This window comes from Corynebacterium sp. ACRPO (assembly GCF_022347205.1).
Classification (GTDB): Bacteria; Actinomycetota; Actinomycetes; order Mycobacteriales; family Mycobacteriaceae; genus Corynebacterium.
Genome location: NZ_JAKRNE010000006.1, coordinates 30,575 through 54,585, shown reverse-complemented (window position 1 = coordinate 54,585; position 24,011 = coordinate 30,575). Strand labels below are relative to the sequence as shown.

Sequence of the window (24,011 nt, the reverse complement as noted above, 5' to 3'; positions counted from 1 at the left end):
TTTCGTAGTCGACATCCAAGGAGTAAAACGTGGAAGGCGTACAGGACATCCTCTCCCGCGCCGGAATCTTCCAAGGCGTTGATCCCGTTGCAGTGCAGCACCTAATCGAGCAGATGGAGACCGTGCGCTACCCGCGCGGAACCACCATCTTCGACGAAGGCGAGCCCGGTGACCGCTTGTACATCATCACCTCGGGCAAGATTAAGCTCGCCCGCCACGCCCCGGATGGCCGCGAAAACCTCCTGACCGTCATGGGCCCATCCGATATGTTTGGCGAGCTGTCCATCTTCGATCCGGGCCCGCGCACCTCTTCCGCAGTGTGCGTGACCGAGGTTCAGGCAGCCACCATGAACTCCGAGCTGCTCAAGAAGTGGGTAGGCGACCATCCCGAAATCGCCCAGCAGCTGCTGCGCGTGCTGGCTCGCCGCCTGCGCCGCACCAACGCTAACCTGGCTGACCTCATCTTCACCGACGTTCCGGGCCGCGTGGCAAAGACCTTGCTGCAGCTGGCTAACCGCTTCGGCGTCCAGGAAGGCAGCGCCCTGCGCGTGAACCACGACCTCACCCAGGAAGAGATTGCCCAGCTGGTGGGCGCTTCCCGTGAGACCGTCAACAAGGCGCTGGCCACCTTCGCGCACCGCGGTTGGATCCGCCTCGAGGGCAAGTCCGTGCTCATCGTCGATACCGAGCACCTCGCCCGCCGCGCTCGCTAAGACCGCGCCGGCTCACGACCCCGCCTCGGCGGGGTTTCGCTGGTTTTACACCCCTTAACCAGTTCCACACCACACTTGTGGCCACGGTACGCTCCACACCGCACTGCCTGCGGGCCATACCGTGGCCACACGTTGACCCTGCGCGCCTCCTGCCTCAGCCCACAGAACAATTAAGCCCCTCTTCCCACCAAAAAGGAAGAGGGGCGAATGGAGATAGGCTTATTTAGCCTCGCCGTCCAAGTACTTCAGCGCGGTGCGCGTGGACTGCTCCGCAGCGTGGCGCAGCACCGGGTCCACATCGTCATACATCTCGTTGACCAGGGTATTCAGATCTACATCATCGCCTAGGCGGGAGCGGATCTCCTTAATCTGGTCAAGGCGGTAGTGGCGGCGGTCAATGTACTTGCGGGCCACCTGAGAGGTGTCATCCAAGTCTGGTCCGTGTCCCGGGAACAGCGCAATATCCTTACCGCGCTCTTCCAAGGTGTCGAGGGTCTGCAGGTAATCGGCCAAGTTACCGTCCGTCTCCGAAAGGAGAACGGTGTGGCGGCCGGCGATGGTGTCACCGGAGATAATGCCTTCGAGGCGGGAATTTGCTACCTCGCCGCTCCACACAAAGAAGCAGGTAGAATCCGCAGTATGCCCTGGGGTGTGCACGACCTCGAGACTTGGGGTGATGCCATCGAGGGAGATGTACTCGCCGTCCTGGAGGGCCTCGGCACCATTGCAGTAGCTCGGATCGAAGGCGCGGATGGGGGCGCCGGTCATCTGCCGCAAGCGTTGTGCGCCCGAAGCGTGGTCATCATGGCGGTGGGTAATCAAAATCAAAGCCACCTCACCTGCGTTGCGGTGCACAACGTTGAGATGGCCTTCATCCTCGGGGCCCGGATCCACGACGATCGCCCGAGAGTCTTCAGCGGCGCGAATAATCCACGTATTCGTACCCTCAAGGGCGGTGTAGCTGGGGTTATCACAAAGGACTACGCCAACGGACTGGCTGACGGGACGCAATTGACTATATGCGGGGTGCTCCATAGTTACTAGCCTATCCGATCAAGCAGCAATTTCTACGATTAGTTCGATCTCTACCGGGGCGTTTTTAGGCAACGCAGCTACGCCCACAGCGGAGCGAGCATGCTTTCCAGCATCCCCAAAAACCTCACCGATGAAATCGGAGGCACCATTGATAACTACCGGTTGGTCTGCATAGGCCGGATCGGAGGCCACAAACCCCACGATTTTTACCACGCGGGAGACATTGTCCAGGCCAACTTCGGCATCGATAGCGGCAAGAGCATTCAGCGCCGCGATACGGGCCTGTTCCTGGGCTTGTTCCGTGGTGACTTCGGCGCCAACCTTGCCGGTGAGCGGCAGGGCGCCTTCCACGAGGGGAAGCTGGCCAGAGGTCCAGACCTGATCACCCACGCGCACGGCCGGCACATAGGAAGCCAGCGGCTTGGCGACGCCCGGCAGCTCATACCCCAGCTCCCGCAAGCGAGCATGAAAGCCCATTTACTCTGCCACCTCGCGCTTGAAGTAGGCCACGACGTTTTCCGGGTTAGGGCCCGGGGTGACGGTGACCAGTTCCCAGCCATCTTCACCCCAAGAATCGAGGATCTGCTTGGTGGCGTGGGTAAGGACAGGTGCGGTTGCGTATTCCCATTTAGTCATGGGGTCCATTCTAACTATTAAATACGCACTATGCCGTCTAAATTCTTAAATGCCGACGAGCTCGCCGCCTTGGGCCAAGTAGTGGGCCCAGTCCGTGATGTGGGGGTTCTTGCGCAGCAGAGCTCGGCGCTGGCGCTCGGTCAGCCCGCCCCAAACACCGAACTCGACGCGATTATCCAGGGCGTCAGCGCGGCATTCGGTCAGCACTGGGCAGTGGCGGCAAATGACGGCCGCCTTGCGCTGTTCCGCACCGCGAACAAATAGGGCATCCGGGTCGCCCTTGCGGCATTTGGCCTGGGTGACCCACTCACCACGCTCGGGATTTCGGGCTGTATTAGACATTCCAGCAGTCTTCACACGAACGGTCATGGGTGAGTGTGCTCCTTCCCAGACGGAATACTATGTAACGCATCTGAGTCTATTCATCCAGGTAGAAGATTGTCTAACACGTCACACTTTAGGGGGTGCGAGTGATCTTCCACCTACCAAGGGCAACCACGTAGTGTATGGGGCGTGACTGTCATCAAATCTTTGGCCAAGATAGCCCTGTCTACGGTCTTGGTAGGCGCGCTCATCGCCCTGGCTCTTGCCCCCTTCGCGGGCATTTCCGGTGTGGCGATTGCCCGCACTAACGAAACCATGCAATCTGACCTGCAAGATCTGACTGCCGGCAATATCCCAGGCGTCACCACAATCAAAGACGCCAAGGGCAAGGACATGGCTTATGTCTTCAGCCAACGCCGCCACCCGGTAGAGAGCAAGAAGATCTCTAAGGCCATGAAAAACGCCATCGTCTCCATTGAGGACGAGCGCTTTTATGATCACGAAGGCGTGGACTTCCAGGGAAATTTCCGCGCGCTATGGACAAACCTGACGTCGGGCGGCGTCTCCCAGGGCGCTTCCACCATCGATCAGCAGTACGTCAAGAACTACCTGTTGCTAGTCTCTGCCACCACCGATGAAGAGCGCGCCGCGGCCACCGAGCAATCCGTGGCCCGCAAGCTGCGCGAGATGCGCATGGCCACCAAGATGGATGCGGAATTGGATAAGGATGACATCCTCACCAATTATCTCAACCTGGTGTCTTTTGGTAACCACGCCTATGGCGTCGAGGCGGCGGCCCGCACCTACTTTGACACGCATGCTTCCGAGCTCACGGTGCCGCAGGCAGCGATGCTGGCCGGCATGGTCCAATCCTCTGAGCGCCTCAATCCCTATACCAACGCCGAGGAAGTAACCGAGCGGCGCAACCTAGTCCTGCAATCCATGGCGGATAATGGCCATATCAAGCAACAGGAAGCGGATAAGTATAAGGGGGAGAAGCTGGGCGTCGGCAAGAAGCCCAAAACGCTGGCCAATGGCTGCATCGGCGCCGGCGACCGCGGTTTCTTCTGTGATTATGTGCTGAAATACCTGGATAAAAAGGGCATTAGCGAGGATCAGCTAGCGCGCGGCGGCTACACCATCAAAACCACGCTGGATCCAACGGTGCAAGACAAGGCCCTCGAGTCAGTACAAAGCCACACCAATCCGGATGCCCAGGGCGTGGCTGAAGTCATGAACGTCATCAAGCCCGGCAGGTCGGACCGCAAGGTGCTGGCCATGGTCTCCTCGCGCGATTACGGCCTGGACCTAGATAAAAATGAGACCATCCTGCCGCAGCCTTACTCCTTAGTGGGCAACGGTGCAGGTTCCGTCTTTAAGGTCTTTACCGCCGCGGCCGCGCTCGAAGCGGGCTATGGCATCAAAAACACCGTGAATGTGCCCACCCGCTACGAGGCGGAAGGCCTGGGCCACGGCGGCGCCGCCGGCTGCCCGGCGGACCGCTACTGCGTGGAAAACGCTGGTTCCTATAAGGCCACGATGACGCTGCAGGAAGCGCTGGCACACTCCCCCAATACGCCGTTTATCAAGCTCACGGAGCAGGTAGGCGTGGCACCCATCGTCGATATGGCCGTTCGTTTGGGCCTGCGCTCCTACGATGACAAGGGCAGCTTTGATAAAGACACCTCGATTGCCCAGCACACCAAGGACGCCAACTCCGGTTCCTTCACCTTGGGCCCGGACCAGGTCAACCCGCTGGAGCTTTCCAATGTGGGTGCCACGCTGGCCGCGGATGGCAAGTGGTGCGAGCCCAACCCCATCTCCCAGGTTACGGATAAGGAAGGCAACGAGGTCTATCTCAAGGAAACCCCGTGTGAGCAGGCCGTTGATAAGGACGTAGCCCGCGCGATGAGCAATGCCCTGTCCGAGGACGCCAAGCAAGGCACCGCCAAGGATGCCGCCCAGGCGGCCGGTTACTCCAGCCCAATCGCGGCCAAGACCGGCACCACCGAGTCCAACCAGTCCTCCGCATTCTTGGGATTCAACGAGGGCATTTCCGCCGCGCCGTATATCTATAACGATGGCACCTCCACCGTCCCGCTGTGTACCGGGCCGGTGCGCCAGTGCGCGGGTTGGGGCAACCTCTACGGCGGCTTGGAACCGGCGCAGACCTTCTTCAGCATGGCTACGCAGCTGCCGATAGCGACCAAGGCCGGACTGCCGAACTACAACAAGAAGTACGACAACGGCACCACGGCCGATAAGACCCTTGATAGCCTGCGCGGCAAGTCCGAGGCCGAGGCCCGCCAGACCTTGGAGTCCAAGGGCTACGTGGTCAAGACCTCCCGGGTCATCGGCGGCAATGTTCCTTATGGCCGCGTGGTTCGCGCGATTACCGGCAAGGACGGCAAGAAGAAGGGCGCGGAGATTACGCTGCAGCTTTCCGACGGCGCCGGGGCCTCCCAATCCCCCTCCTCCGGCGTGGCCGACGCCAACTCCACCGGCGCACAAAATAGCACCGGCGGCGGAAATGCCGACGGTGCTACGAGCCCGGGCCGCTCGACTGGCGGCACAGGCGGTGGAACGGGGAACGGCGGTGGCGGTACCGGCGGCGGGTTCTCGCCGGAAGACTTTGGCATCCGCCAAGAGGACATCGATAGCTTTGCCAACGACGTCCGCAGCCTGCTTGGCCGCTAAGCCTCGCCCGTTGCGGTCTCGCCCGCTTTAGCTCAGCTGGGACTTGACCTCGGCGGACAGGCGCTTGCCATCCGCCTGGCCGGCGGCCTTGGCATTGGCCACCTTCATTACTGCACCCATCTGCTTCATGGTGGGTGCTTCGCCGTTTTCGGCCTCAACCTCCGCGATAGATTCCTTCACCAAAGCTTGCAGCTCGGACTCGTCCAGCTGGCGGGGTTGGTAGGCCTCGAAGAAGGGGACGTCGGCAAGCTCGGCTTCCGCCAGCTCCGGACGGCCGTTGTCCTCATAAACCTCGGCGGACTCGCGGCGCTTTTTGATTTCGCGCGCAATCACCTTGAGGATATCGGCGTCCTCCAGCTCATGCCGGGAACCATTGGTCTCCTCGGCCTGGATGGCGGCCAGCAAGGCGCGGATGGCGCTGGTGCGCTGCTTCTCCTTCGCCTTCATTGCGGTTTTCAGATCTGCACGGATGGTTTGCTTTAGCTCGCTCATGCCTATCAATGTACGCGAGGTAGTGTGGTAGCCGTGAAACTTTTACGTATTCTTGGCGGCCTCACCGCTGCCGGCCTGGGCGCCGCGGCATGGGGCTATAGCGAACTGACCAAATTCGAGCTCAAGGAATATACGCTCCCCCTCCTGCCCAAGGGCACGCTGCGCGGCAAGCCGGAATTTCGGCTGCTGCATCTGTCCGATCTGCATATGATCCCCGGCCAAGAGACCAAGATTGCCTGGGTGTCTGCCCTCGACGCCCTGGAGCCGGACCTCGTGGTCAACACTGGCGATAATCTCTCCGATCAGCAGGCCGTTCCCGATACGTTGCGCGCTCTCGGCCCGTTGCTGGCCCGACCCGGCCTCTTTGTTTTTGGCACCAATGACTACTGGGCGCCGCAGCCGGTCAATCCCTTCAAGTATCTGCTGGGCAAAAAGCGCGAGCCCTCCTATGTGGACTTGCCGTGGCGCGGCATGCGCGCCGCCTTCTTGGAGCACGGCTGGCGCGATGCCAATCAGGCCCGCCATGAATTCAAGGTAGGCAACGTCCGCCTTGCCGCCGCCGGCGTGGACGATCCGCACCACGATCTGGATGACTACTCCGAAATCGCCGGCCCGCCCAACGAGGACGCCGACTTGTCCCTAGCGCTCCTCCACGCCCCCGAGCCCCGCGTGCTGGAAAAGTTCGCGGACGATGGCTACCAACTTTCCCTGTCCGGCCACACTCACGGCGGCCAGATCTGCCTGCCCGGTTCCCGCGCGCTGGTAACCAATTGTGGCATCGATCGCGACCGCGTGCAGGGTCTCCACGACTTCGGCCCGATGAAGATGCATGTTTCCAATGGTCTGGGTACCTCCAAATTCGCCCCAGTGCGCCTCTTCTGCCGCCCTTCCGCCACACTGCTGAAAATCACCGAGGTGGACTAAACCCAGCCACCTGCCGTTTTGTTGATTGCGCTCAGCTTGCGTTAAAGTATCCAGGTACCGCTTTTCAAGGCGGAACGCCGGGATATGGCGCAGGTTGGTAGCGCGCTTCGTTCGGGACGAAGAGGTCGCAGGTTCAAATCCTGTTATCCCGACCATATCAACGGGTCGATGACCTGCATTTACTTCAAATGCAGCGATTCGGCCCGTTTCTTTTGTGTTTTGTTTGTCACCGCTTTGTCACCCGTTCATTCGTTCATACGCCGCAAGGTCAATCCCCATACCCAGATACGTCGTATAGATTGCTGTTGTTTCCAAGTCCGCATGGCCAAGCCACGATTGGACCACATTCACCGGGACTCCCCGCCGTAACCAGTTGCATGCGGCGCTATGACGGAGATCGTGAATCGTGCGCCCTCCAGAAATTTCTTCCCACTTTGTCGAGCGAGTAAATCGCCCACGCCAAATCTGGCTTTTACCGTTCCGCGAGAGCAGATAGTCATCACCAGTCTTGCCTCGTGAGAGCTCTTCCACGACAGGGACAAGTACCTTCGCTAGCGGGACCACTCGCATGCGGCCCGATTTAGGAGCCTTTTCAGGTTTCCCTTCAGGCTGTGACCTTTTCACCTGGATATGCGGTGGATTAGACGTAAGCTGCACATCCGCAACACGGAGCGCACGAGCTTCTCCCCAGCGCACCCCGCTATAAGCCAATACTCGTACGACAGCAGCATCAAAGTCCCTCAGACCTTTAGCCATTGCTTCAATCTGGCCTTCAGTCAGTGGGCTAATGGCGTGCATAGTCTTCTTCCGGCGTGGGATTTCTACAGCCTCCATGGGGTCACTCACCACATAGCCGCGTCGTGCCGACCACTTAAAGAAGGCGCACAGGCAGTCGCAATAACGTCGCACCGTCGCCGCCGACTTCTCTGCACGCCACGAATCCACCAGCAGTTGTAAATCTTGGGGCTTAATTCCCCGAATCTGCCGTTTGAGGAGTCCCGATGGAAGAATGCCGATGACCACAGAGTCCGTCGCATACGTAGAAGCCGCCACGTCGTCCTTTCGAACTTCGAGCCACACATCCGCCGCCGTCTGCACCGAGACCCTGCCAAGCCTCGCGGAGAACGTGGAATCGGCGTACTTCAACCGCTCCCGATCTTCCCAGGCTTTGGCCTCAGCCTCAGTCGCGAACGTCCGCGACACCTGCTGACCTCGAATTTTGACGAGCCCCTGCCAACGACTTCCTCGTTGCCGAGCCATAACTATCGGCTCTCCAGCAGCCGACGCACGTCAGCCCGTGCATATCGCACGACGCGTCCCTGCGCAATAACCGGCTCAAGCGGCGGATTCGTCAAAGCCTTCCAGGCCGAGAGCGTCGACCTCGACACCGACAATATTTCCGCGACCTCACTGGGGGTCAGCACCGGACCGTAGCTAGATAACGCCTTAGACATTTTCATCCTCTTTCAGCGACTGCACTTCCCAGGCCCAGATGCCGATCTCGTCGTCATCGACGTACGGTGCCCGAAACCGAACCGGCGCCGGTTCACCATCCGCCCGCACGTACCCAACACCAGCGGTCGCGTAACCGTTCGTCTCCGTCGCCGGAGAAATCTCATGAGCCGCAGCCCCTAGGGCAGCCGCCCCACTTCCGAGCACCAGATCGACCTCCTGCGCCGACTCCACCCGCAGACAAATACGATTCATGAAATGCGCTCTGTACGGCCCTAAATTCTCCTTTTGCGGCTGCTGCGCGGCTGCTACGACATAGATCCCGGCCGACCGCCCCTGCGACAAAATTTGCTGCATCGAGGCCCTCACTGAGCTTTGCCATTTGCGGTCCCCCATCGTCCCCAAGGCGTTAAGCTCATCTACTACCAGGATGATTAGTGGACGTCCTTCCCGTTGCTCAAACTGCCTCTCTCCGGTTTCCTGCCGTCGCTTCATCTCAGCGACCAGGTCGAGCAGCAAGGACTCAATATCCTCCAAGTCAAAAGCCACCCGCTCAAATGCTCCGTCCACCACACCCGCGAGCTCCGCACGCTTCGGGTCGATTCCCCAGAATTGCGCACCTCCAGAAAGATACCCATAGGCATCGAATACACTTATCAGATAGCGCCACAGTAAGGATCCTTTTCCAGACCCCGAAGCCCCCACAACCAGCGTGTGTCCGAGATTCACGTAACAAACCTCGCCCCGGTCGTCCCTGCCGATGGGAAGCTTCTTACCAACGGGTTCCTCAAAAAACTCAGCATTCTCATACGCAGCGGGAATCGGGTCCTCAAGAAAGGCAGTCACCGTCGCTCGACCACGTCCACGTGGGGTAACAGTCACATCCTCCACACGTAACGCATCACGAATCGCTCCGCTACACGCCACGATATCCTCGACGGTTCTTCCCGGATTAGGGCGAACGTCGAAAGTGAAGGCGGTCGGACTCAATTTTCGTCGCTTACGGATACGAGGCCGATGACGCACCGTGTTCTGCTTGCCATTCCGCGCTCGAACCTCGACCCTGCTGATACCGGCACCATCCCAAACGGGCCGCAGCCTACGAACAAGCCGTTGCCCTGGCGACCAATACCAAGCAACAAAACCAACCACGACTGCCACGCACGCAGCGCACGAGACAGCGCCCAGTTCTCCGATAGTCAGCGCATCAATCACTTTTCAGCACCACCCGGACGCCCCTGGACCTTCAACGAGCCAACAGCCATCGTTATGCGCAAGTTGAATTGATCACGAGGCATAATCCTCAGCTCACCAGCACCTTCACCAACCAGCACCGTGCCAAATGGCCCATCCGGCAATACCTCCAGATTTGTTTCGACACGAGCCGCGCCGATCGACACTCCATCGAGTGCAACAGCCGCATCGAACGCGTAAACCGGCTTGCCGTCGAAAAGAACCGGTTCTGACGTCTGTACGCCGTCCTTATAAACGAATTTTCCTCGTGGCTCCGTACCAGTCGGCACAACCTGAATTCGGCGTCCGTCTTCTACCGGAATCGTAACTCCCGCCATTACATTCTCCTATCTAGGGTCCAGACCGATGTCTGCATTACCTTATTTAGGTAACTGATTTAGAGCATATTGGATAATTCCCATTACCGCAATAGGCAATCTAAACTAGGTTCATGGCACGAATTGGACGCTCGGGACGCTACGACCCCAACACTTCAACCACGCTCATCGTTAGAACAAACCTCCGAAAGTTGCGCGAGATGCGCGGACTAACCAGAGACGATGTAATGGAGCGCATGGAACCCCCGCACATGACTTCAGCCATGCTTGCCAAAGTCGAAAACGGCGAACGCAGCCTATCCGTCGAGGAATTGGTCCAGCTTTCCGTCGCCTACCAGGTCCCGGTTCAGACAATCATTGTCCCTTGGGAAGACACTCACGAAACAGACCACGAACCACTCTCCGGCGCTTACCACAAGGCCAAGGCGCACGACGCAAGAGAATGGATGCTGCATGGCAAATATCCGCTCAACGTAAATGCAATTGCTCGCTATAGTTCAACACTCGAAGGTGCCGCCAACACGATAATCTTCAATGACACCCACGCTCTTGAAGAGTTATCGAAGTCCCCCACTCCCGAGACCTATTCACATTTAGTCCATAAGACCATCCCCGAAGTCTTCCAATTCGCAACCGATGCTGTCGCACAGTTCCAAAAGGAAATCGAAGAATGGCTCGGCTTTGACCCATTCCCATTTTTCGACGACTTCACGCCGTCAATCGAGCGTGGTTGGTTCCCCCCGAAACTCATAGAAGCGCTCGATGCAATTCATCCTTGGACCATCACAAAATCAGAGATGGACCACTTCAGGAACCAATATCGGGAGCTTTCCAAGCTCACCGAAGGCATTCGTTCCGGCTATTTCAGCGATACTAACGATTCAACTGTGCCCGACTTAGCGCAGTACAAGGAAACCTACTCCAGCCTGCGGGAGCCGATTCAAACGTTCGAAACACTAATCCACGCCATTGGCATCGCCAGTGATAAGCATGCTAGACCAAGCAGCTAGCAGTAGGGCGTGCGATGCCTAGTCCATCTCTTTTGCTGTCGTCATAATGAACTCAACTTCAGGGTCACTCAATCCATATTTTGCAAAGAGCTGAGAATCAATCTCCGAAATCGGCTTGTCCCATGCAATATCTGAAGCCGACGAAAAATCCTGCACCGGGACATGCTGCCAGACACGAGCCGGATTGTCCTGCGTAATCTTTAAGACTCCAAGCATGACTCTAGCGAACTTCGTTTTGACGTACTTAAGACAGGCTTCCGCCTCCGTTTGAGCCTCGAAATCTCCAATGGTCAGAAAGCTCTGAGTCACAGCTACTTCTGGCTCAAGCACCACTGGATGTGAAAGTGCTTCTCCCAGGCGGCCCGCGCCGTTAGCTTTAGGAAGAGCCACCTTATAATGCTCGAAGCTCGAAGGCCCACTCACAAAAGCCTTTTCGATCCATTTGTACATTCGTGTGCGTTGGTGCAGTCCGTACACCCTCACATAAGCTTTCGAGCCGCTGGGCAGGTCCTCAGAATATAAGAAAGGCAGCTGATCAAAGGTTTTGGTGTTTATCTTGAATTGCTCACCTTTCGCCATCATATTCTTAGCCTCCGGATGCGATTCATGCATCGCCTCGGTATAGCGATACGACCGAGAACTCGTCATCAAAGATGCCAAGGAATCTTTGGAGCGCGACGATACCTTTTGAACAATTTCGTTCAGCTCGGGATAACTCGTAAATGTGCCAATAGCAGTTCCGGACTTGTTCGCATCACGGTAGGTAACGACGACCCCGCCTTTAATATCAGTACCGGGGAAGAGCGCGTCGCTATTCGGCGCATAGTAAACGACGGAGAGATGCTCATCCGAGAGCATCTTGGCGTTCCATGCTTTAGGCGTATAACCTGCGTTAAATAGGAACCTGGCAGGGGTAATTAATACCGCCTTATCAGCCACTTCGTAAGCAGCATCCATGAAGCGGTCATAAATGGGCTTGCCGTGCGTCGCCTTACCCTCGGCGTCCTCCCCGTACGGAGGGTTACCAATAACCACATCAAACTTCTTCGCCATGCTACTTACCTCCATTTTGCAATTTATTAATTGCTAATTCCCGTTCAGCAGAATCCATAGCCGATAGATTGCCGACTTGGAAATGCCCAGAAGATTCTATCCACTTCTTTCGCTGAGGCACGCCGCCAGAAACCGCCTCAATGGTAATGCGATGATGTATCTCGTTATGAGTCATCTCGAAGATCTGAGTAGTCAAGATGTGTCGCAATCGTTCTTCTCGGTCCGGAATACTACCTTCAAGCCCCGAGTCCAAACGACGAACGATCTCCATTAAGAACAGACCAGCCGTCGAGAAAAGATCTGCGAATGTCTTGGTTGGGTCCGAGAAAATACCAGGGTTACGGCTCTCCAGCTCGTCGACCATCATGGAAACGACCTCTTGCGGTGTAAACACCAAGGAAGTCTTTTGCTGAGGGATATACGCAAATATGTCCTCTTCCAAGGAATCGTCAAAGTAATCAGCTAGGGCCTCTTTCCTGTCCAAAAACTCCTGAATCGACTGATTAAAAACCAACTCGTCGAACAAGCCAGGGATTTCGGTTTCAGTTCCATCTTCTTCATGAACGACCTGACCATCACGGAGCACTCTAAACTCTGCTTCGCTAATTCCTGCCAATTCTTCAAAAACATCGTCTGGCGTGAAATCGTCAAACGTCGCTAATGTCATCGCACGATCACCATAGGCCATTAAGAACATCGGAATCGTTCGCGCAAACCCTCTAAGATGTGCGCGAGCTTCTTCAAATGCACTGTTGACACGCTTTTGTTCTTTCTTTTCCTCCTCACGCGTGACCACCTGCACGGGTACTTCATCGGTGAGCTCCGTAATAGCTTCCGCAAGTTGGTTGCGGAAGGACTCTTCTTGCGCAGCCTTTTGCTGCTCAATTTCACGTGCCTCAGCCTCGGTTGCTGCTTCCGCCAAGTCATGTTCAAGACGCTTTTGCGCAATCGAATTCTCAGTTAGTGCACGCTCAACGGTTTGCTCGACTTTCGCCGCAGTCTTTTTCTCATCTCGCTGTGTCTGCTTAGCGGTCAAGCCGTATTCAGCGACAAGCTTCTCTCGCGTTGGCTTGAGTTTCTGCTCCACCATCTTGGCTATTTCGCGAGCAATTTTCTGTCGCGGCTGAGCCGTTGTCACCGTGGTAATTTCATCAACATCCCAAACTGGTTTACCCAACCCTTGGACTTTCGGATTAATGACTGTCTCAAAGTCAACATGAGCGTTACCGTCATCATCCACAGCAGGCAAGGGGTCCGGAATCTCGAATTCGCGTCCAGCCTTCAACTTTCCAGCCTTGGCGACGGGAAGCTTATCCAAAATTTCCTTGTAATGCTCTGCATAACGGAAGATGCCAGAGACGTTGTCAAACAATAGGTTTGACAAGAAACCCCTTCGCACAACCTCACGCGCCTTAAAAATCTGCGGGAATGTCAAAACCTGAGTAGCATCGAGCTCCACCATTTTGCCCTCTGAATCTTCACCAATAACTGGGAAGAAATTAAGCAATCGGCGAATATTTGCTTGCCTAGAATCGGCTTCAGCGGATACCGAATCCAATCGCAAGTTATTCGCAAATGCGTCATATATCGTGAGAGTCCGCTCCGGGGCGAAGTCAAAAATGTAAGCATTCTTCTTACGAAGTACTAAGCCACTACGCTCAAAAATACATGGGTTTTGGGAGCGGAAAGCTGCCTGCATATACAAAGCTGGGGACGATAGATTCGAAAGCATCATAACAGCGGTCCACTCTGGGATGGTCACGCCTGTAGTCAGCTGACCCACAGAAAGGGTGATCGTCTTGCCGCCGTTCTTCTCTGCCTGCTCAATCGCCTTTCGCACTCGGTCATAAGACTTTCCTGCCGTATCGAGATCAGCATCAGCAGAACGCCCATCACCAGCTGCAAGGACAATCGTATAGTCCTTGAACACCTCGTGGCGCTTCAACAACCGCTGTAGCGCTTTGGCGGACGCAACTCGGTCTAATAGCCAAAATGAATGACGCACCTCATCGCGTAGTTCCGGTGTCGAAAATGGATACTTTTCGTTCTTCGTTAGGCAATCCAAGAACTTCTCGACGTCGGCTTCATGTTCAAAATATCCGCTATCCTTCGTCGCAAAAAATGAGTTCAAATCAAATGCATAATCAATGCTCGCCTCGTCTTCTTCTAGGGCCACGCCCTCCGTCAAACGATCACTGATCATTCGAGAAACTTGGTACGTGAACAAATTCATCTGAGGCAAAACAGCGTATGGATTATCCTCCGCCTCATCAGACCAAGTCTCCAGAGCTTCCCGCTCATCACCATAAGTCCAGTTAAAAATCTGTTCTTGCTCAAACTTCCCCGAAGCGAGTGCACGAAATGGAGTACCAGACAAATGCAACGTGAAATTGCGAGATATTTGTTCAAAGGCAATGTCGGTTTTAACCGTATCAATGCCCTCGTGTGCCTCGTCGATTATCAGGATATCCCAGTGCAGATTCGCAATGTGCTCCAGTTTGTCGAAGCTTCCGCCAAAATACTCTGACCCCTTTAAATCTTGGAGAGAAACAAACTCAATGAGTCGATATTTCTCATCCGCGTCCTCCAAAACTAGATCAGTCCACTCTTTTCGGCTCAATGGTGAACGATTAGAAAGGGACGGAGATTCTGATACAAACTTGAAGTTGGTTTGATGCCCAATAAATCTTTCGAAATCATCAAACCACGAATTCGCGATAGCTGGACGATTAGTGACAATCAACGCATGGCGTACATCCAGTTTCCGGAGCAGATCATAAGTAGTTAGTGTCTTGCCGAATCGCGGTTTGGCATTCCAAAGCACCTCATCATAGCCCTCATCAAAGGCCGACAGTGCTTGCGCTACCGCAGCCTCCTGCTCATTACGCAACACATAATCTTCGGCCCCCGAAGTCTGCGTTTTCGAATAGTCCTGTCCTGCGAAATCATTAAAGTACTCAAGAGAAGACTCGGGCATACCTGCAAACCGGTGCCACTCCGTTCGCTTTGGACTGAGCTCTCGCTCGACCCCTCGCTTCCTCAAATACTCATGGAAGTCGTGGTCTGTAAAACGGCCCCCCGCTTCAGAAGTGAATAGCGCGCGACGAGACCATTGCTTGGTTTTTCTCACCGATAGTTGCGAAGCTTGCTGAGCTATTCGCTCGTCCGCCGAGCTTTGCTCGGTGTACCCGATTTTTTCCCAACCCTCGTACTTCGGAATATCAGGAGTCGTCCATGAATAAATGAGCGGTGTAATAGCCGCGTAGGTAGTTATTTCCGGCCTATTCATCTACTTCAATTCCTTGTGTACTTCGGTGATAAAGCAAGGCGCAAAGTGAGGATGCACGGTGAAATCGATCATTCCTTGGTTAGCTTCGCGCAATGAATCAAGTGTAAATGGTTCTCGCTGAACAAACCCTGGTTTTTCAGCAATACGATGCCACCAAGAAAACGTGATAGGCCGTCCATCAGCGGTCTGCCCGGTAAGCGTATTTCCGAGAACAACGTTGTGCTGAATGATGAAATTGGCAGCCAAGAGAGTGTCGCTCGTGGCATCAAATGTAACGTCCAACTTCTCATGAAAAGCGACAAATTCTCCAAGCATTCCTGCTTGAGCGGATTGCAAGTTGTCTTCCAGGAGCTCCACCCCATATATCGAGGCAAGTGCAAACAATGACTCCATGACAAGTTCATCCCGTGCAAAAGTTTGCTCGACTGCGTCAAGCTTTCTTCTGAGAACCGCTATTAGAAAGTTTCCGTCTCCGGCAGCAGGCTCAAACACAGTCTTATCAACGAATCCCTCGTCGACTTCTAAATCTTGCTTAACAAAATCAAGCATTCGATTAACCATGCGTTGAGGCGTAAACACTTCTCCATATGCTTTTACACGCTCACGAGATTTAACCAAAACTTCCACTTCGCCTTCGGCGATAACAGCTTCATGACGCTTCTCTGCTACGGGGATTTCTTCTTTAGCCATTTTCTCGAATCAACTGTTGGTTAAGGGGACGCAGTGATCGTAGCGCAGCGCCCCAAAATCACAGCAGCTGTCGTCCTCCCGGGGACTGGCATGACTTGGCCGATTAGATTTAGGGGCCAGGCTAAAGCTCCATTTGAGATTTTCTCTACAGAATCAAGGGGACGACGCTTCGCGCCGTCCCGTGGGGCGGCGACCGGCTCCGCGCGGGCGCTCCGCCGGTCTCTGCCCCACTTTTTGTCCGCTGAGCCCCTCTTCAGTCGTGAGATATTCCAAAACTGCGCTCCGAACCTGGAGCTGAACAGCACTAATAGGCGAAGCACCCCTTCGTACTCCGCCTTCATGCCTCGTCGCTCTTAGCTATTCTCGCTGTATCTCAAAAGCCAACCAATTTTCTGACGAAAATTGGCTGTCTAACTTATCCCCCTTCAGTTCAGCTTCCAAGACCCTCTCGGCCTCATCCAGTCGTGCCATCGTTCGAGCGTATTCCCGCCTCCGCTCAATCAAGTCACACCGACGCAAATTGCACCAACCACGGCGTTGTTTCCCTCCCCGACTCTTCGACATTGTGCTGCTTCGTGCTCCCCAGCGACGATGACACAAACGACCACATGCAAAAGCTCCACCCTCGCAGTTGTCACACCGCATATCGCGCGCAGCCTCATCGAGACGGTCAAAATGCTCCCTCATTTCATGAGAACGGTGAGGAGCATCTTCGACAATGTCCTTCGTAACGTACGCCAGAGCCTTAGCCAGATAACGTGCCGCACGCTCACGGTCAGCACCGGTTTTAATTACTCGCATGTCAAGGGCTTTGTCACCCCAAACCCATCGGTCCTCCACAACAATCGACCGAATCAGCTCCTTGACTTCATCAATGAAAGTCGAGTCATCGCTCCGGGAGGCCACAACTGCTTCGTGCCAATCTGCACGAGGAATTCGCAGGATGACATGCAAGTGCAATGCTCCTCGTTCCTGCCACTCAGCAACCTTGATGTAGTCCATTGTCGGAAGCAGAGTCTTTAGCTTGGTATTGGTGGCATTCCAGAGCTTGCCCAAGTGATTGTTCCAGGCGACCACTTCATCAAAGCGGTAAGTGTCCAGGTCAACCGCCACGCCACGGAGGTGCCCATCACGCTCCGCACTATGAAAGCAGCCGCACTTGCAACGTGTCTTACTCCTCCCCTTCTTCGGCACACGATGCACAGCCCCGAAACTCGGAGCGGTAAGAGTCAACAAGTAATACGCGTATTCATCAATCGTGTCTTCAAGTTCGAGGTACCCTGCGCGAAGAAGTTTGCGGTAATCCCCCTGAGCCAAATACGAGCACGACTCGCACTTGACCTTTCTTCTGTTGTTGCACCGAACAAAATGCACCTCGCCCTCGCTGTCGACGACACGGACCGGATGCTCGCAAGGTCCGACGTGGACTGATTTCTTCGCTTCTTTCGTGCCCGTCTCATGACACATTCTTGTCACCCGCTTGTCACCCAGGGTGACGAAACGAGACAAACGAGACGCACAAAAGAGCCCCGAACAAACGTGAACTACGAGGTAGACGACACGCGCCGGCAGTTCCACTTCATTCGGGACGAAGAGGTCGCAGGTTCAAATCCTGTTATCCCGACCATCAGCCCGCAGCTTTGCTGCGGGCCTTTTCGTTGTTACGCCAGCATTCCCGTAAATAGCGCCACGGCAACCAAGATGGCGGAGAAAATCCACGCAATTGGGAAAGCCAGCTTGAGGTATTTACCCATCTGACCTTCCGCAAGTCCCAGCGCCAGCCACAATGCAGGAGAGAAGGGCGAAACAAAGGTGCCCACCACGTTGCCGATAATGAGCGCGCAAGCCGCACCCATGCCGCTGACCCCAAAGCTTTCAACAGTTCCTTGAACAATAGGAAGCACTGAGAAGTAATAAGCATCCGTCGAGGTCAACAAATCTAGCGGCACACCGAAGAAGCCCACGATCACATGGAGGTGCGGTGCGACGCTCTCTGGCAGAACGTTCACTAATGTCAGGGCGATTTCCTCAAGCATTTTGGTTTCATTGAGGACACCCAAGAACATCGCGGCTGCAAGGATGACGCCTGCCATGGCCAAGGCATTGGGCGCGTGCCGTCGCAGGGCCTCACCCTGCTCCATGGGACCGCTGAAGTTGATAGCCAGAGTGATGGTCGTGGCAATGAGAAAGGCTGGGGCGGGCGGGACTACGCCCGAGAGCAAGGCCACCAAAACGGCAAGTGCAACGACAATGTTGATCACGGTTACCCAGCGCCCTTCGCGGAAGTGGTAGCCCAATTTATGCTGTTCACGTGCCTGCGCAGCAGCGAATTCATCCGCCAACGCATTCACGTCCACTGCAGTACCACCCGCTAGTTCTCCGCTTTCGCGCAGGCCCGCTATGCGTCGCTGTTCCCGCCATCCCAAAAGCGCAGCCAAGAGGAATACCAGCACAATCGCCACGCCTTGAATAGGCAGGAGTTGCACCCAGATGGCATTGGGCTCCTGATCGACCACAGCACCGGCGCGGCCCAGCGGGCCGCCCCAAGGAACCATGTTCATGACCGAGGCAGCCATCGCCACAATAGTAATGAGCACGTAGCGCGACATGTTCAGCGCACGGTAGAGCGGCAAGAGGGCCGGGATGGTGATGAGGAAGGTAGTAGAACCCGATCCATCAAGGTGGGCCACCACACCAATCGCCGCAGTGCCCAGCGTTACGGCCATGATCCTTCCCCGGGTGGCCTTGATGAGCGCGCGAATGACTGGGGTAAACAGGCCGACGTCTTGCAAAATGCCGAAGAAGATAATGGCGAAGATAAACATCACCACGACGTTGATGACTGAGCTTAAGCCCTCGCTGAAAAAGTCAGATATTTCACCTAGACCAAATCCACATATTAAGGCGCCAACTACGGGTACCAGCGTCATGGGGATAATGGGATTTACTCGGCCGCGGATCAAAATTCCCACCGTCAAGAAAATGATGATGAGGCCCATGGCCGTGAGCCCGAGCGGGGTCTGCATAGTGCTCCTTCAAAAGTCGACAACTCACCATGTCCTACGCTACGAATACAAGCGAGTGTGACTCAGATTAAACCCCCGGCTATCGACAACGCCACTACCACCCCCAAAGTCCACACCGATTTAAATTGAATTACCTATAGATAATCGCCACCACGAAGCAGTTCGCAATGCCTGAAAAAGTCCCACTGTAGCAAAAGCATTCTGGGAATTACACGGATTTTTCCGCAAAAATTGCAGCTAGACCCCCACATATGGGAAACGACGCGGTGCCCCTACAGCGCCGCGTCGTCCCTATTCCCTATCACTCACAACGGATTGGAGAAACCGTTCGCCTACCCCCTAAGTAGGCTTTGTGAGCAAGACCAACTGTAGCACTCGCGCAATGCAAACGGTAGCGCGAATCAAAGTTCCCAGCTTCCACCAATATTTTTTATTTTTAGGTGTGCTTTTTCAGACTTAATGAACCGTAGGTTTGGTTTTTCCTGTGGATAGAGCCCACCACTTTGCACTCAGCCCAATGAGAGTGATGGCGAGCAATACCGCAACGCCGGTCCACAGGATGGCCGGCTCGCCTTCGTTGCCCGCCGTTGTGACGGCCGCGGTAGTCCAATTCAGCGGCAAAAGATTAGAAACAATCTGCCAAACCTTAGAAACACCGGCAATTGCCGCGGATTTCCACAGCCATCCCACCAGCGCGGTCTGGCCAATGCCAAAGAGCGCCGCGAGGATGCTGCCGGCAGTAATGCCACATAGCCCGAGTAGGCCGCGGGTGATGGCCGCCATGGACAGCGCGCCTAGAAGGAGCGCCGCGCCGGCCCACACCGCCGCCACAGGGGTAAATCCGGTGGCGAGCACAAAGAGGAGGATTTCCCCGATGGTGACCGCGGCCAGCGTGCCGCCGAGGACTGTCAACCATGGGCGGATTCCCATCTGCCATGCCACACCGGCCGCGGCGCCTGCGAGCAAGACCAGGGCGGAGACCAGCATCGCCACGATAGGGCTGAGCAGATGTGCCGGGCCGTCGGTCGCGGTATGCGCTGGCGGCAGGGCACGCTGGATTTCACCCACATTGGTCTGGTTTTGGGCCGCCATGGTGGAGAGCCTGCCGGCGCCGTCGTCAAGCTTGTCCACGCCCTCCTGCGCCTCACCGACGCGCTTGTTCAGCTCCGCGATGCCCTCGTTAAGCTCCTGCGCACCGGATACGGCCTGGTTCACGCCATCGTGATAGGCATAGCCGTTGACCGCCAGCTGATTGGATAGATCGCGCGATCCGTCCTTGAGCTTCTTGAGCTGATCGGTCACCGAATTATCTAGGCGGAAATTATTCACCTGCGCACGGAGATCGCCCAGCTGCGAGCGAATTTCCTTCGCTTCCTTGGACTTATTGCCTTCCAGGTCCCGCATCGTGCCATCGATGGCCTGCAGAATCTGCCCCTGGACGGCACCGAGGCCCACCACCTGGTCCACGGCACCGCCGACACCATTGGCCAGCTCCGTTGCACCGCCACCGAGCGTATTAGTTCCGGACTGCAGCTGATTGAGGCCGGCGACCAGTTCTTGGGAGCCCGTCGCCAGCTTGTCGACGCCCCCTCCAAGCTCATCCGCCCCCTTATTCAGCTCCCCTGTGCCGTCGGCAAGCTGCGTCGCTCCCGATTTAAGCATGCTCGCCTGTGCCTGCGCGCGGCTGGCCGCCTCGGCGGCTTCCTTCACCTCTGGCGAGGCGGAATTTTCCCGCGGCGCTCCAAACGGCTGCGCGGCGCTAGACCAGGTGTGGGCGGGTTCCCACTGCGCAAGGCCTGCCACCGCAGCGCCGATAATGAGCGGCAGGGCGAGCAAGAGGATCAAGAGGACGCTGCGCCACCGGGAGGGGGACGCAGCGTCTGGGGAGGCAAGGCGTGAGGTCATAGTACTGAACCTATCCTTGCAGGTCACTCCCCTGTTGCAGGCGCGCCGAGCACCCCCGCAATGGCAGTTCCTCTACGATATATGGCATGTCCCACATTTATTCCCTAGCCCCTTCCCGCTACCTCGCCGCTGCGGTCATCGCACCGCTGTGTTTCAGCCTTGTTGCCTGCTCCAACGATGCCGATACTTCCGCAGAACCGGAGTTCTCCGACGCCACCGCCGCTAGCTCCTCAGCCGAAGAGACCTCGTCCGAAGAAACCACGAGCGATCCCGCAACCTCGGAAGCCGAAGACACCGTCACCGAGACCGCAGCGGCCGAGCCCACTTCTGCGGCGGCAGCTCCCGCTGAGGAGACCGCGGAATCCGGCAACGCGGAAAGCGAAGCCCCAGCCGCCGTACCCGCCGACACCGGCCGCGGCGACTGCTCCCCAGAAGCGCTACAGCCCGCAGCTCCCACCATGACCAATATCCGAGTCAATAACTGCGATGGCCAGTGGGCCCACTTTGGCAAAGACAGCACGGACTGGACTGCCTGGGCGCGCTATGAGGGCGGCCAGTGGGTAGCCATTGAATCCATTGGCACGGCAACCTCCGGCATGGCCGCCCCGTGCTACGACGTGGATAAGTGGGCCGCCGAGGGCGCTCCTGCCTTTGTTACGGAAAAGATGCGCCGCTGCGACTAGCCGCATAGCAAGAAACCGCCCCCATACCGTGCAGTAAAGCAACTCGGTACGGGGGCGGTGTCGTTAGCGCAGAGGCGCTGCCGGGGAAAGATTACTTCTTTTCGGCGTAGACTTCGCGCACGCGCTGGCCAAGGGCTGGGTGCACGTTGGTCCAGTATTCGTAGACGCGCTCCTCGGTCTCCTCGGATACACCGGCCATCGCGTTGGTGATATTGGTGACCAGGCGCTCCTTGGCGGCATCGTCATAGACGTTCTCGTACAGGTCGCGCGCCTGGACAAAGTCATCGTCCTCGGCGTGGCGAACGTACGGTGCACGCACTAGGTCGCTGCCGTGAGACTCCGGATTGATGTAGAGCTCCGCCGCGGTGGTGGTCTCCAGCTGGGAGCGGTCGTTTACAGCGGCGTCGTCAAGCACGCCCGTACCCTTCTCATGGCGGTTGGGCGAATAAACCGGATCCTCTGGAGCGTTGAAGAGGTACTGCATCGGCCCCTCATGCTCATAAGTATTGACCTGGTCCACGTTCTGCGGCTGGTTGACCGGCAGGTGCTTATAGTTCGGTCCGATGCGGTAACGCTGCTGGTCAGCATAAGCAAAGACGCGGGCCTGCAGCATCTTATCCGGAGACAGGCCAACGCCGGGCACGATATTGGACGGGTCGAGCGCCACCTGCTCAATCTGGGCAAAGAAGTTACGTGGATTGCGGTTGAGGACGAAGTAGCCCACATCATGCAGCGGGTAGTCCTTCTTAGACCAGACCTTGGTCAGGTCGAAGGGGTTGAAGCGGTAATTCTCCGCCTCATCCAGCGGCATGATCTGCACCTTCACGTCCCAGATCGGGTAGTTGCCTTCCTCGATGGCATTGTAGAGATCCTCGCGGTGGCAATCCGGGTTCTGGCCGGCGGTGGTGGTGGCCTCCTCATCGGTGAAGTTCTCCACGCCCTGGCGGGACTTGAAGTGGTACTTGACCCAGAAAGCCTCGCCTTCCTCATTGACCCACTGGAAGGTGTGGGAGCCGTAGCCATTCTGGTGGCGGGTGGACTTCGGGGTGCCGCGGTCACCCATCAGATAGGTGACCTGGTGTGCGGACTCCGGGTTGCGGGTCCAGAAGTCCCACTGCATATCGGCATCGCGCAGGCCATTGGTGCCTAGGCGCTTCTGGGAGTGGATGAAGTCTGGGAACTTAATGCCATCGCGGATGAAGAAGACCGGGGTGTTATTGCCCACGATGTCGAGGTTGCCTTCTTCGGTGTAGAAGCGCAGGGCAAAGCCGTGCACATCGCGCCAGGTATCCGGGGAGCCTTGCTCGCCGGCCACGGTGGAAAAGCGGCCCATCATCGGAGTGACGGTGCCCTTCTGGAAGACCTTGGCCTTGGTATAGGCAGAGACATCTTCCGTGATGTGCAGCTCGCCGAAGGCGCCGTGGCCCTTAGCGTGCGGCGTGCGCTCCGGCACGCGCTCGCGGTTGAAGTGCGCGAGCTTTTCAATGAGGTGGATATCATTCAGCGCCACCGGGCCCTGCTGGCCGGCGGTCACCGAGGTGTTTTCGGACGGCACCGGCTGGCCCGAGGGGCGGGTGGTATTTCCCTTGCCAGCGGCGCGCTGGCCCTTGTTCAGGATGTCATCAGCGGTAAATTCACTCATTCTTGCCTCCTGGCAATTCGCGGTCAGTTCCCTCCAGTGTGGCAAAACTTTGCACGGTTGTCAGGGCTCGACAAAGAGAGTAAGAGGTGCTGGTAGATTCATTCAGGTGACTCACCACTCCGCAGCAGACGACGCCCGCGTCACCGACCTTGCCCTTCGGGCCGGTCGCGGCGACCGCGCGGCACTGACGGAGTTTATTAAGGCCACCCAGGATGATGTGTGGCGTTTGCTGGCGCACCTGGGCGGGCCCGAGGGGGCTGACGATCTCACTCAGGAGACCTATCTCCGCGTCATCAGCGCCTTGCCGCGGTTTGCGGCGCGGTCCTCCGCGCGCACGTGGCTGCTCTCTTTGGCTCGGCGCGTGTGGGTGGATAATATTCGCCACGATATGGCCCGGCCGCGAAAGTCTGCCACCGAGTACGAAGACGCGATGGGTGCGGCGCCGGAAGAATCCGCGGCGTGGAGCGAGTGGATCGACGCGCGTACGCTTATCGACGCCCTCCCGGCCGACCGCCGCGAAGCCCTCATCCTCACCCAGGTACTGGGCTATACCTATGAGGAGGCGGCCAAGATTGCCGGCGTGCGCGTCGGCACCATCCGCTCCCGCGTTGCGCGCGCCCGCAAGGATCTCATCGCGGGGATAGGGTAATACCCCCAAATAGCCCCCTGCGATTGCGGAGTTAATTTCACTCCCAAATTGTTACGCTCTGGTTACCTTGCTTCCTACGGGCCCCAAATTTTGGCACTTAGCTGCACTTTACGCGCAATGAGTGGGGTGAACGAGGCCACAATGAGGGCGATTCTTGCGCGAAATATCTGTCCAATGTGTGGTTTATTAGTTCTGTACACACGTGATAAATCGACCGTCG

At 56.8% G+C, this 24,011-nt stretch carries 22 protein-coding genes and 1 tRNA gene; 7 read left to right on the top strand and 16 right to left on the bottom strand.

All coding sequences use genetic code 11. The features are described from left to right. Nucleotides 1–29: 29 nt before the first annotated feature. Complete coding sequence (gene glxR, locus MHY22_RS05810; protein WP_005323128.1) at nt 30–713, top strand: CRP-like cAMP-activated global transcriptional regulator GlxR; 684 nt, start codon at nt 30–32, stop codon at nt 711–713. Nucleotides 714–932: 219 nt separating this feature from the next. Here the strand turns inward: glxR and MHY22_RS05805 are convergent, their stop codons facing one another. The 4 genes from MHY22_RS05805 to MHY22_RS05790 are packed head-to-tail and all read right to left on the bottom strand — an operon-like array spanning nt 933 to nt 2,753. Further along, complete coding sequence (locus MHY22_RS05805; RefSeq protein ID WP_239278472.1) at nt 933–1,748, bottom strand: MBL fold metallo-hydrolase; 816 nt, start codon at nt 1,746–1,748, stop codon at nt 933–935. A gap of 18 nt (nt 1,749–1,766) precedes the next feature. Then, complete coding sequence (locus MHY22_RS05800; RefSeq protein WP_198492395.1) at nt 1,767–2,225, bottom strand: RidA family protein; 459 nt, start codon at nt 2,223–2,225, stop codon at nt 1,767–1,769. Continuing rightward, nucleotides 2,226–2,384, bottom strand: coding sequence for a DUF4177 domain-containing protein (locus tag MHY22_RS05795; protein ID WP_005323131.1), 159 nt, complete (start codon nt 2,382–2,384; stop codon nt 2,226–2,228). It abuts the gene before it with no gap. A gap of 45 nt (nt 2,385–2,429) precedes the next feature. Further along, on the bottom strand, nt 2,430–2,753 hold the full coding sequence (locus tag MHY22_RS05790; RefSeq protein WP_005323132.1) for a WhiB family transcriptional regulator: 324 nt from the start codon (nt 2,751–2,753) through the stop codon (nt 2,430–2,432). Nucleotides 2,754–2,897: 144 nt separating this feature from the next. Between MHY22_RS05790 and MHY22_RS05785 the strand changes: the two genes are divergently transcribed. Further along, nucleotides 2,898–5,405 (top strand): transglycosylase domain-containing protein, encoded by a 2,508-nt coding sequence (locus MHY22_RS05785; protein WP_239278471.1) that lies wholly within the window; start codon nt 2,898–2,900, stop codon nt 5,403–5,405. Nucleotides 5,406–5,432: 27 nt separating this feature from the next. On the opposite strand, the gene MHY22_RS05780 is transcribed toward MHY22_RS05785, so the two are convergent. Beyond that, the gene (locus MHY22_RS05780) at nt 5,433–5,897 is read right to left on the bottom strand and encodes a GatB/YqeY domain-containing protein (protein ID WP_239278470.1); all 465 of its coding nucleotides are present in this window, start codon (nt 5,895–5,897) and stop codon (nt 5,433–5,435) included. Between the two features lie 33 nt (nt 5,898–5,930). Between MHY22_RS05780 and MHY22_RS05775 the strand changes: the two genes are divergently transcribed. Both MHY22_RS05775 and MHY22_RS05770 read left to right on the top strand, forming a co-directional pair. Beyond that, a complete protein-coding gene (locus tag MHY22_RS05775; RefSeq protein ID WP_005327115.1) occupies nt 5,931–6,821 on the top strand; it encodes a metallophosphoesterase in 891 nt (296 codons plus the stop codon). Nucleotides 6,822–6,899: 78 nt separating this feature from the next. Continuing rightward, a tRNA-Pro gene (locus MHY22_RS05770) sits at nt 6,900–6,976 on the top strand. Between the two features lie 82 nt (nt 6,977–7,058). Here MHY22_RS05770 and MHY22_RS05765 read toward each other — a convergent pair. The 4 genes from MHY22_RS05765 to MHY22_RS05755 are packed head-to-tail and all read right to left on the bottom strand — an operon-like array spanning nt 7,059 to nt 9,844. After that, on the bottom strand, nt 7,059–8,081 hold the full coding sequence (locus MHY22_RS05765; protein WP_239278469.1) for a site-specific integrase: 1,023 nt from the start codon (nt 8,079–8,081) through the stop codon (nt 7,059–7,061). Between the two features lie 2 nt (nt 8,082–8,083). After that, nucleotides 8,084–8,275, bottom strand: coding sequence for a helix-turn-helix domain-containing protein (locus MHY22_RS11620; protein WP_370658835.1), 192 nt, complete (start codon nt 8,273–8,275; stop codon nt 8,084–8,086). Further along, nucleotides 8,268–9,488, bottom strand: a complete 1,221-nt coding sequence (locus MHY22_RS05760) for an FtsK/SpoIIIE domain-containing protein (RefSeq protein WP_239278468.1) — start codon at nt 9,486–9,488, stop codon at nt 8,268–8,270. The genes MHY22_RS11620 and MHY22_RS05760 overlap by 8 nt, the downstream gene beginning before the upstream one ends. Further along, entirely contained in the window at nt 9,485–9,844 is a 360-nt protein-coding gene (locus tag MHY22_RS05755; RefSeq protein WP_239278467.1) for a hypothetical protein, read from the bottom strand. The genes MHY22_RS05760 and MHY22_RS05755 overlap by 4 nt, the downstream gene beginning before the upstream one ends. Before the next feature lie 113 nt (nt 9,845–9,957). On the opposite strand from MHY22_RS05755, the gene MHY22_RS05750 reads away from it, so the two are divergent. Beyond that, the gene (locus MHY22_RS05750; RefSeq protein WP_239278466.1) at nt 9,958–10,854 is read left to right on the top strand and encodes a helix-turn-helix domain-containing protein; all 897 of its coding nucleotides are present in this window, start codon (nt 9,958–9,960) and stop codon (nt 10,852–10,854) included. An 18-nt stretch (nt 10,855–10,872) separates the two neighbouring features. Here MHY22_RS05750 and MHY22_RS05745 read toward each other — a convergent pair whose 3' ends face one another. The 6 genes from MHY22_RS05745 to MHY22_RS05720 form a co-directional block, all read right to left on the bottom strand. Next, nucleotides 10,873–11,907, bottom strand: coding sequence for an Eco57I restriction-modification methylase domain-containing protein (locus MHY22_RS05745; RefSeq protein WP_239278465.1), 1,035 nt, complete (start codon nt 11,905–11,907; stop codon nt 10,873–10,875). Between the two features lies 1 nt (nt 11,908). Continuing rightward, nucleotides 11,909–15,196 carry a DEAD/DEAH box helicase gene (locus MHY22_RS05740; RefSeq protein WP_239278464.1) on the bottom strand — a complete coding sequence of 1,096 codons (3,288 nt, stop codon included), beginning with the start codon at nt 15,194–15,196 and terminating at the stop codon, nt 11,909–11,911. Beyond that, entirely contained in the window at nt 15,197–15,886 is a 690-nt protein-coding gene (locus tag MHY22_RS05735) for a hypothetical protein (RefSeq protein ID WP_239278462.1), read from the bottom strand. A 357-nt stretch (nt 15,887–16,243) separates the two neighbouring features. Beyond that, nucleotides 16,244–17,353: a replication initiator gene (locus MHY22_RS05730; RefSeq protein WP_370658838.1), complete on the bottom strand. Its 1,110-nt coding sequence runs from the start codon at nt 17,351–17,353 to the stop codon at nt 16,244–16,246. A 194-nt stretch (nt 17,354–17,547) separates the two neighbouring features. Then, nucleotides 17,548–18,912 (bottom strand): CitMHS family transporter, encoded by a 1,365-nt coding sequence (locus tag MHY22_RS05725; protein WP_239278460.1) that lies wholly within the window; start codon nt 18,910–18,912, stop codon nt 17,548–17,550. A gap of 456 nt (nt 18,913–19,368) precedes the next feature. Then, a complete protein-coding gene (locus MHY22_RS05720) occupies nt 19,369–20,817 on the bottom strand; it encodes a hypothetical protein (RefSeq protein WP_239278459.1) in 1,449 nt (482 codons plus the stop codon). Between the two features lie 86 nt (nt 20,818–20,903). Here MHY22_RS05720 and MHY22_RS05715 point away from each other — a divergent pair, with 86 nt between their 5' ends. Beyond that, a complete protein-coding gene (locus MHY22_RS05715; RefSeq protein ID WP_239278458.1) occupies nt 20,904–21,500 on the top strand; it encodes a hypothetical protein in 597 nt (198 codons plus the stop codon). A gap of 91 nt (nt 21,501–21,591) precedes the next feature. On the opposite strand, the gene MHY22_RS05710 is transcribed toward MHY22_RS05715, so the two are convergent. Further along, the gene (locus MHY22_RS05710; RefSeq protein WP_239278457.1) at nt 21,592–23,142 is read right to left on the bottom strand and encodes a catalase; all 1,551 of its coding nucleotides are present in this window, start codon (nt 23,140–23,142) and stop codon (nt 21,592–21,594) included. 106 nt (nt 23,143–23,248) lie between these two features. On the opposite strand from MHY22_RS05710, the gene MHY22_RS05705 reads away from it, so the two are divergent. Further along, nucleotides 23,249–23,791, top strand: a complete 543-nt coding sequence (locus MHY22_RS05705) for an RNA polymerase sigma factor (protein WP_239274112.1) — start codon at nt 23,249–23,251, stop codon at nt 23,789–23,791. Nucleotides 23,792–24,011: the final 220 nt, after the last annotated feature.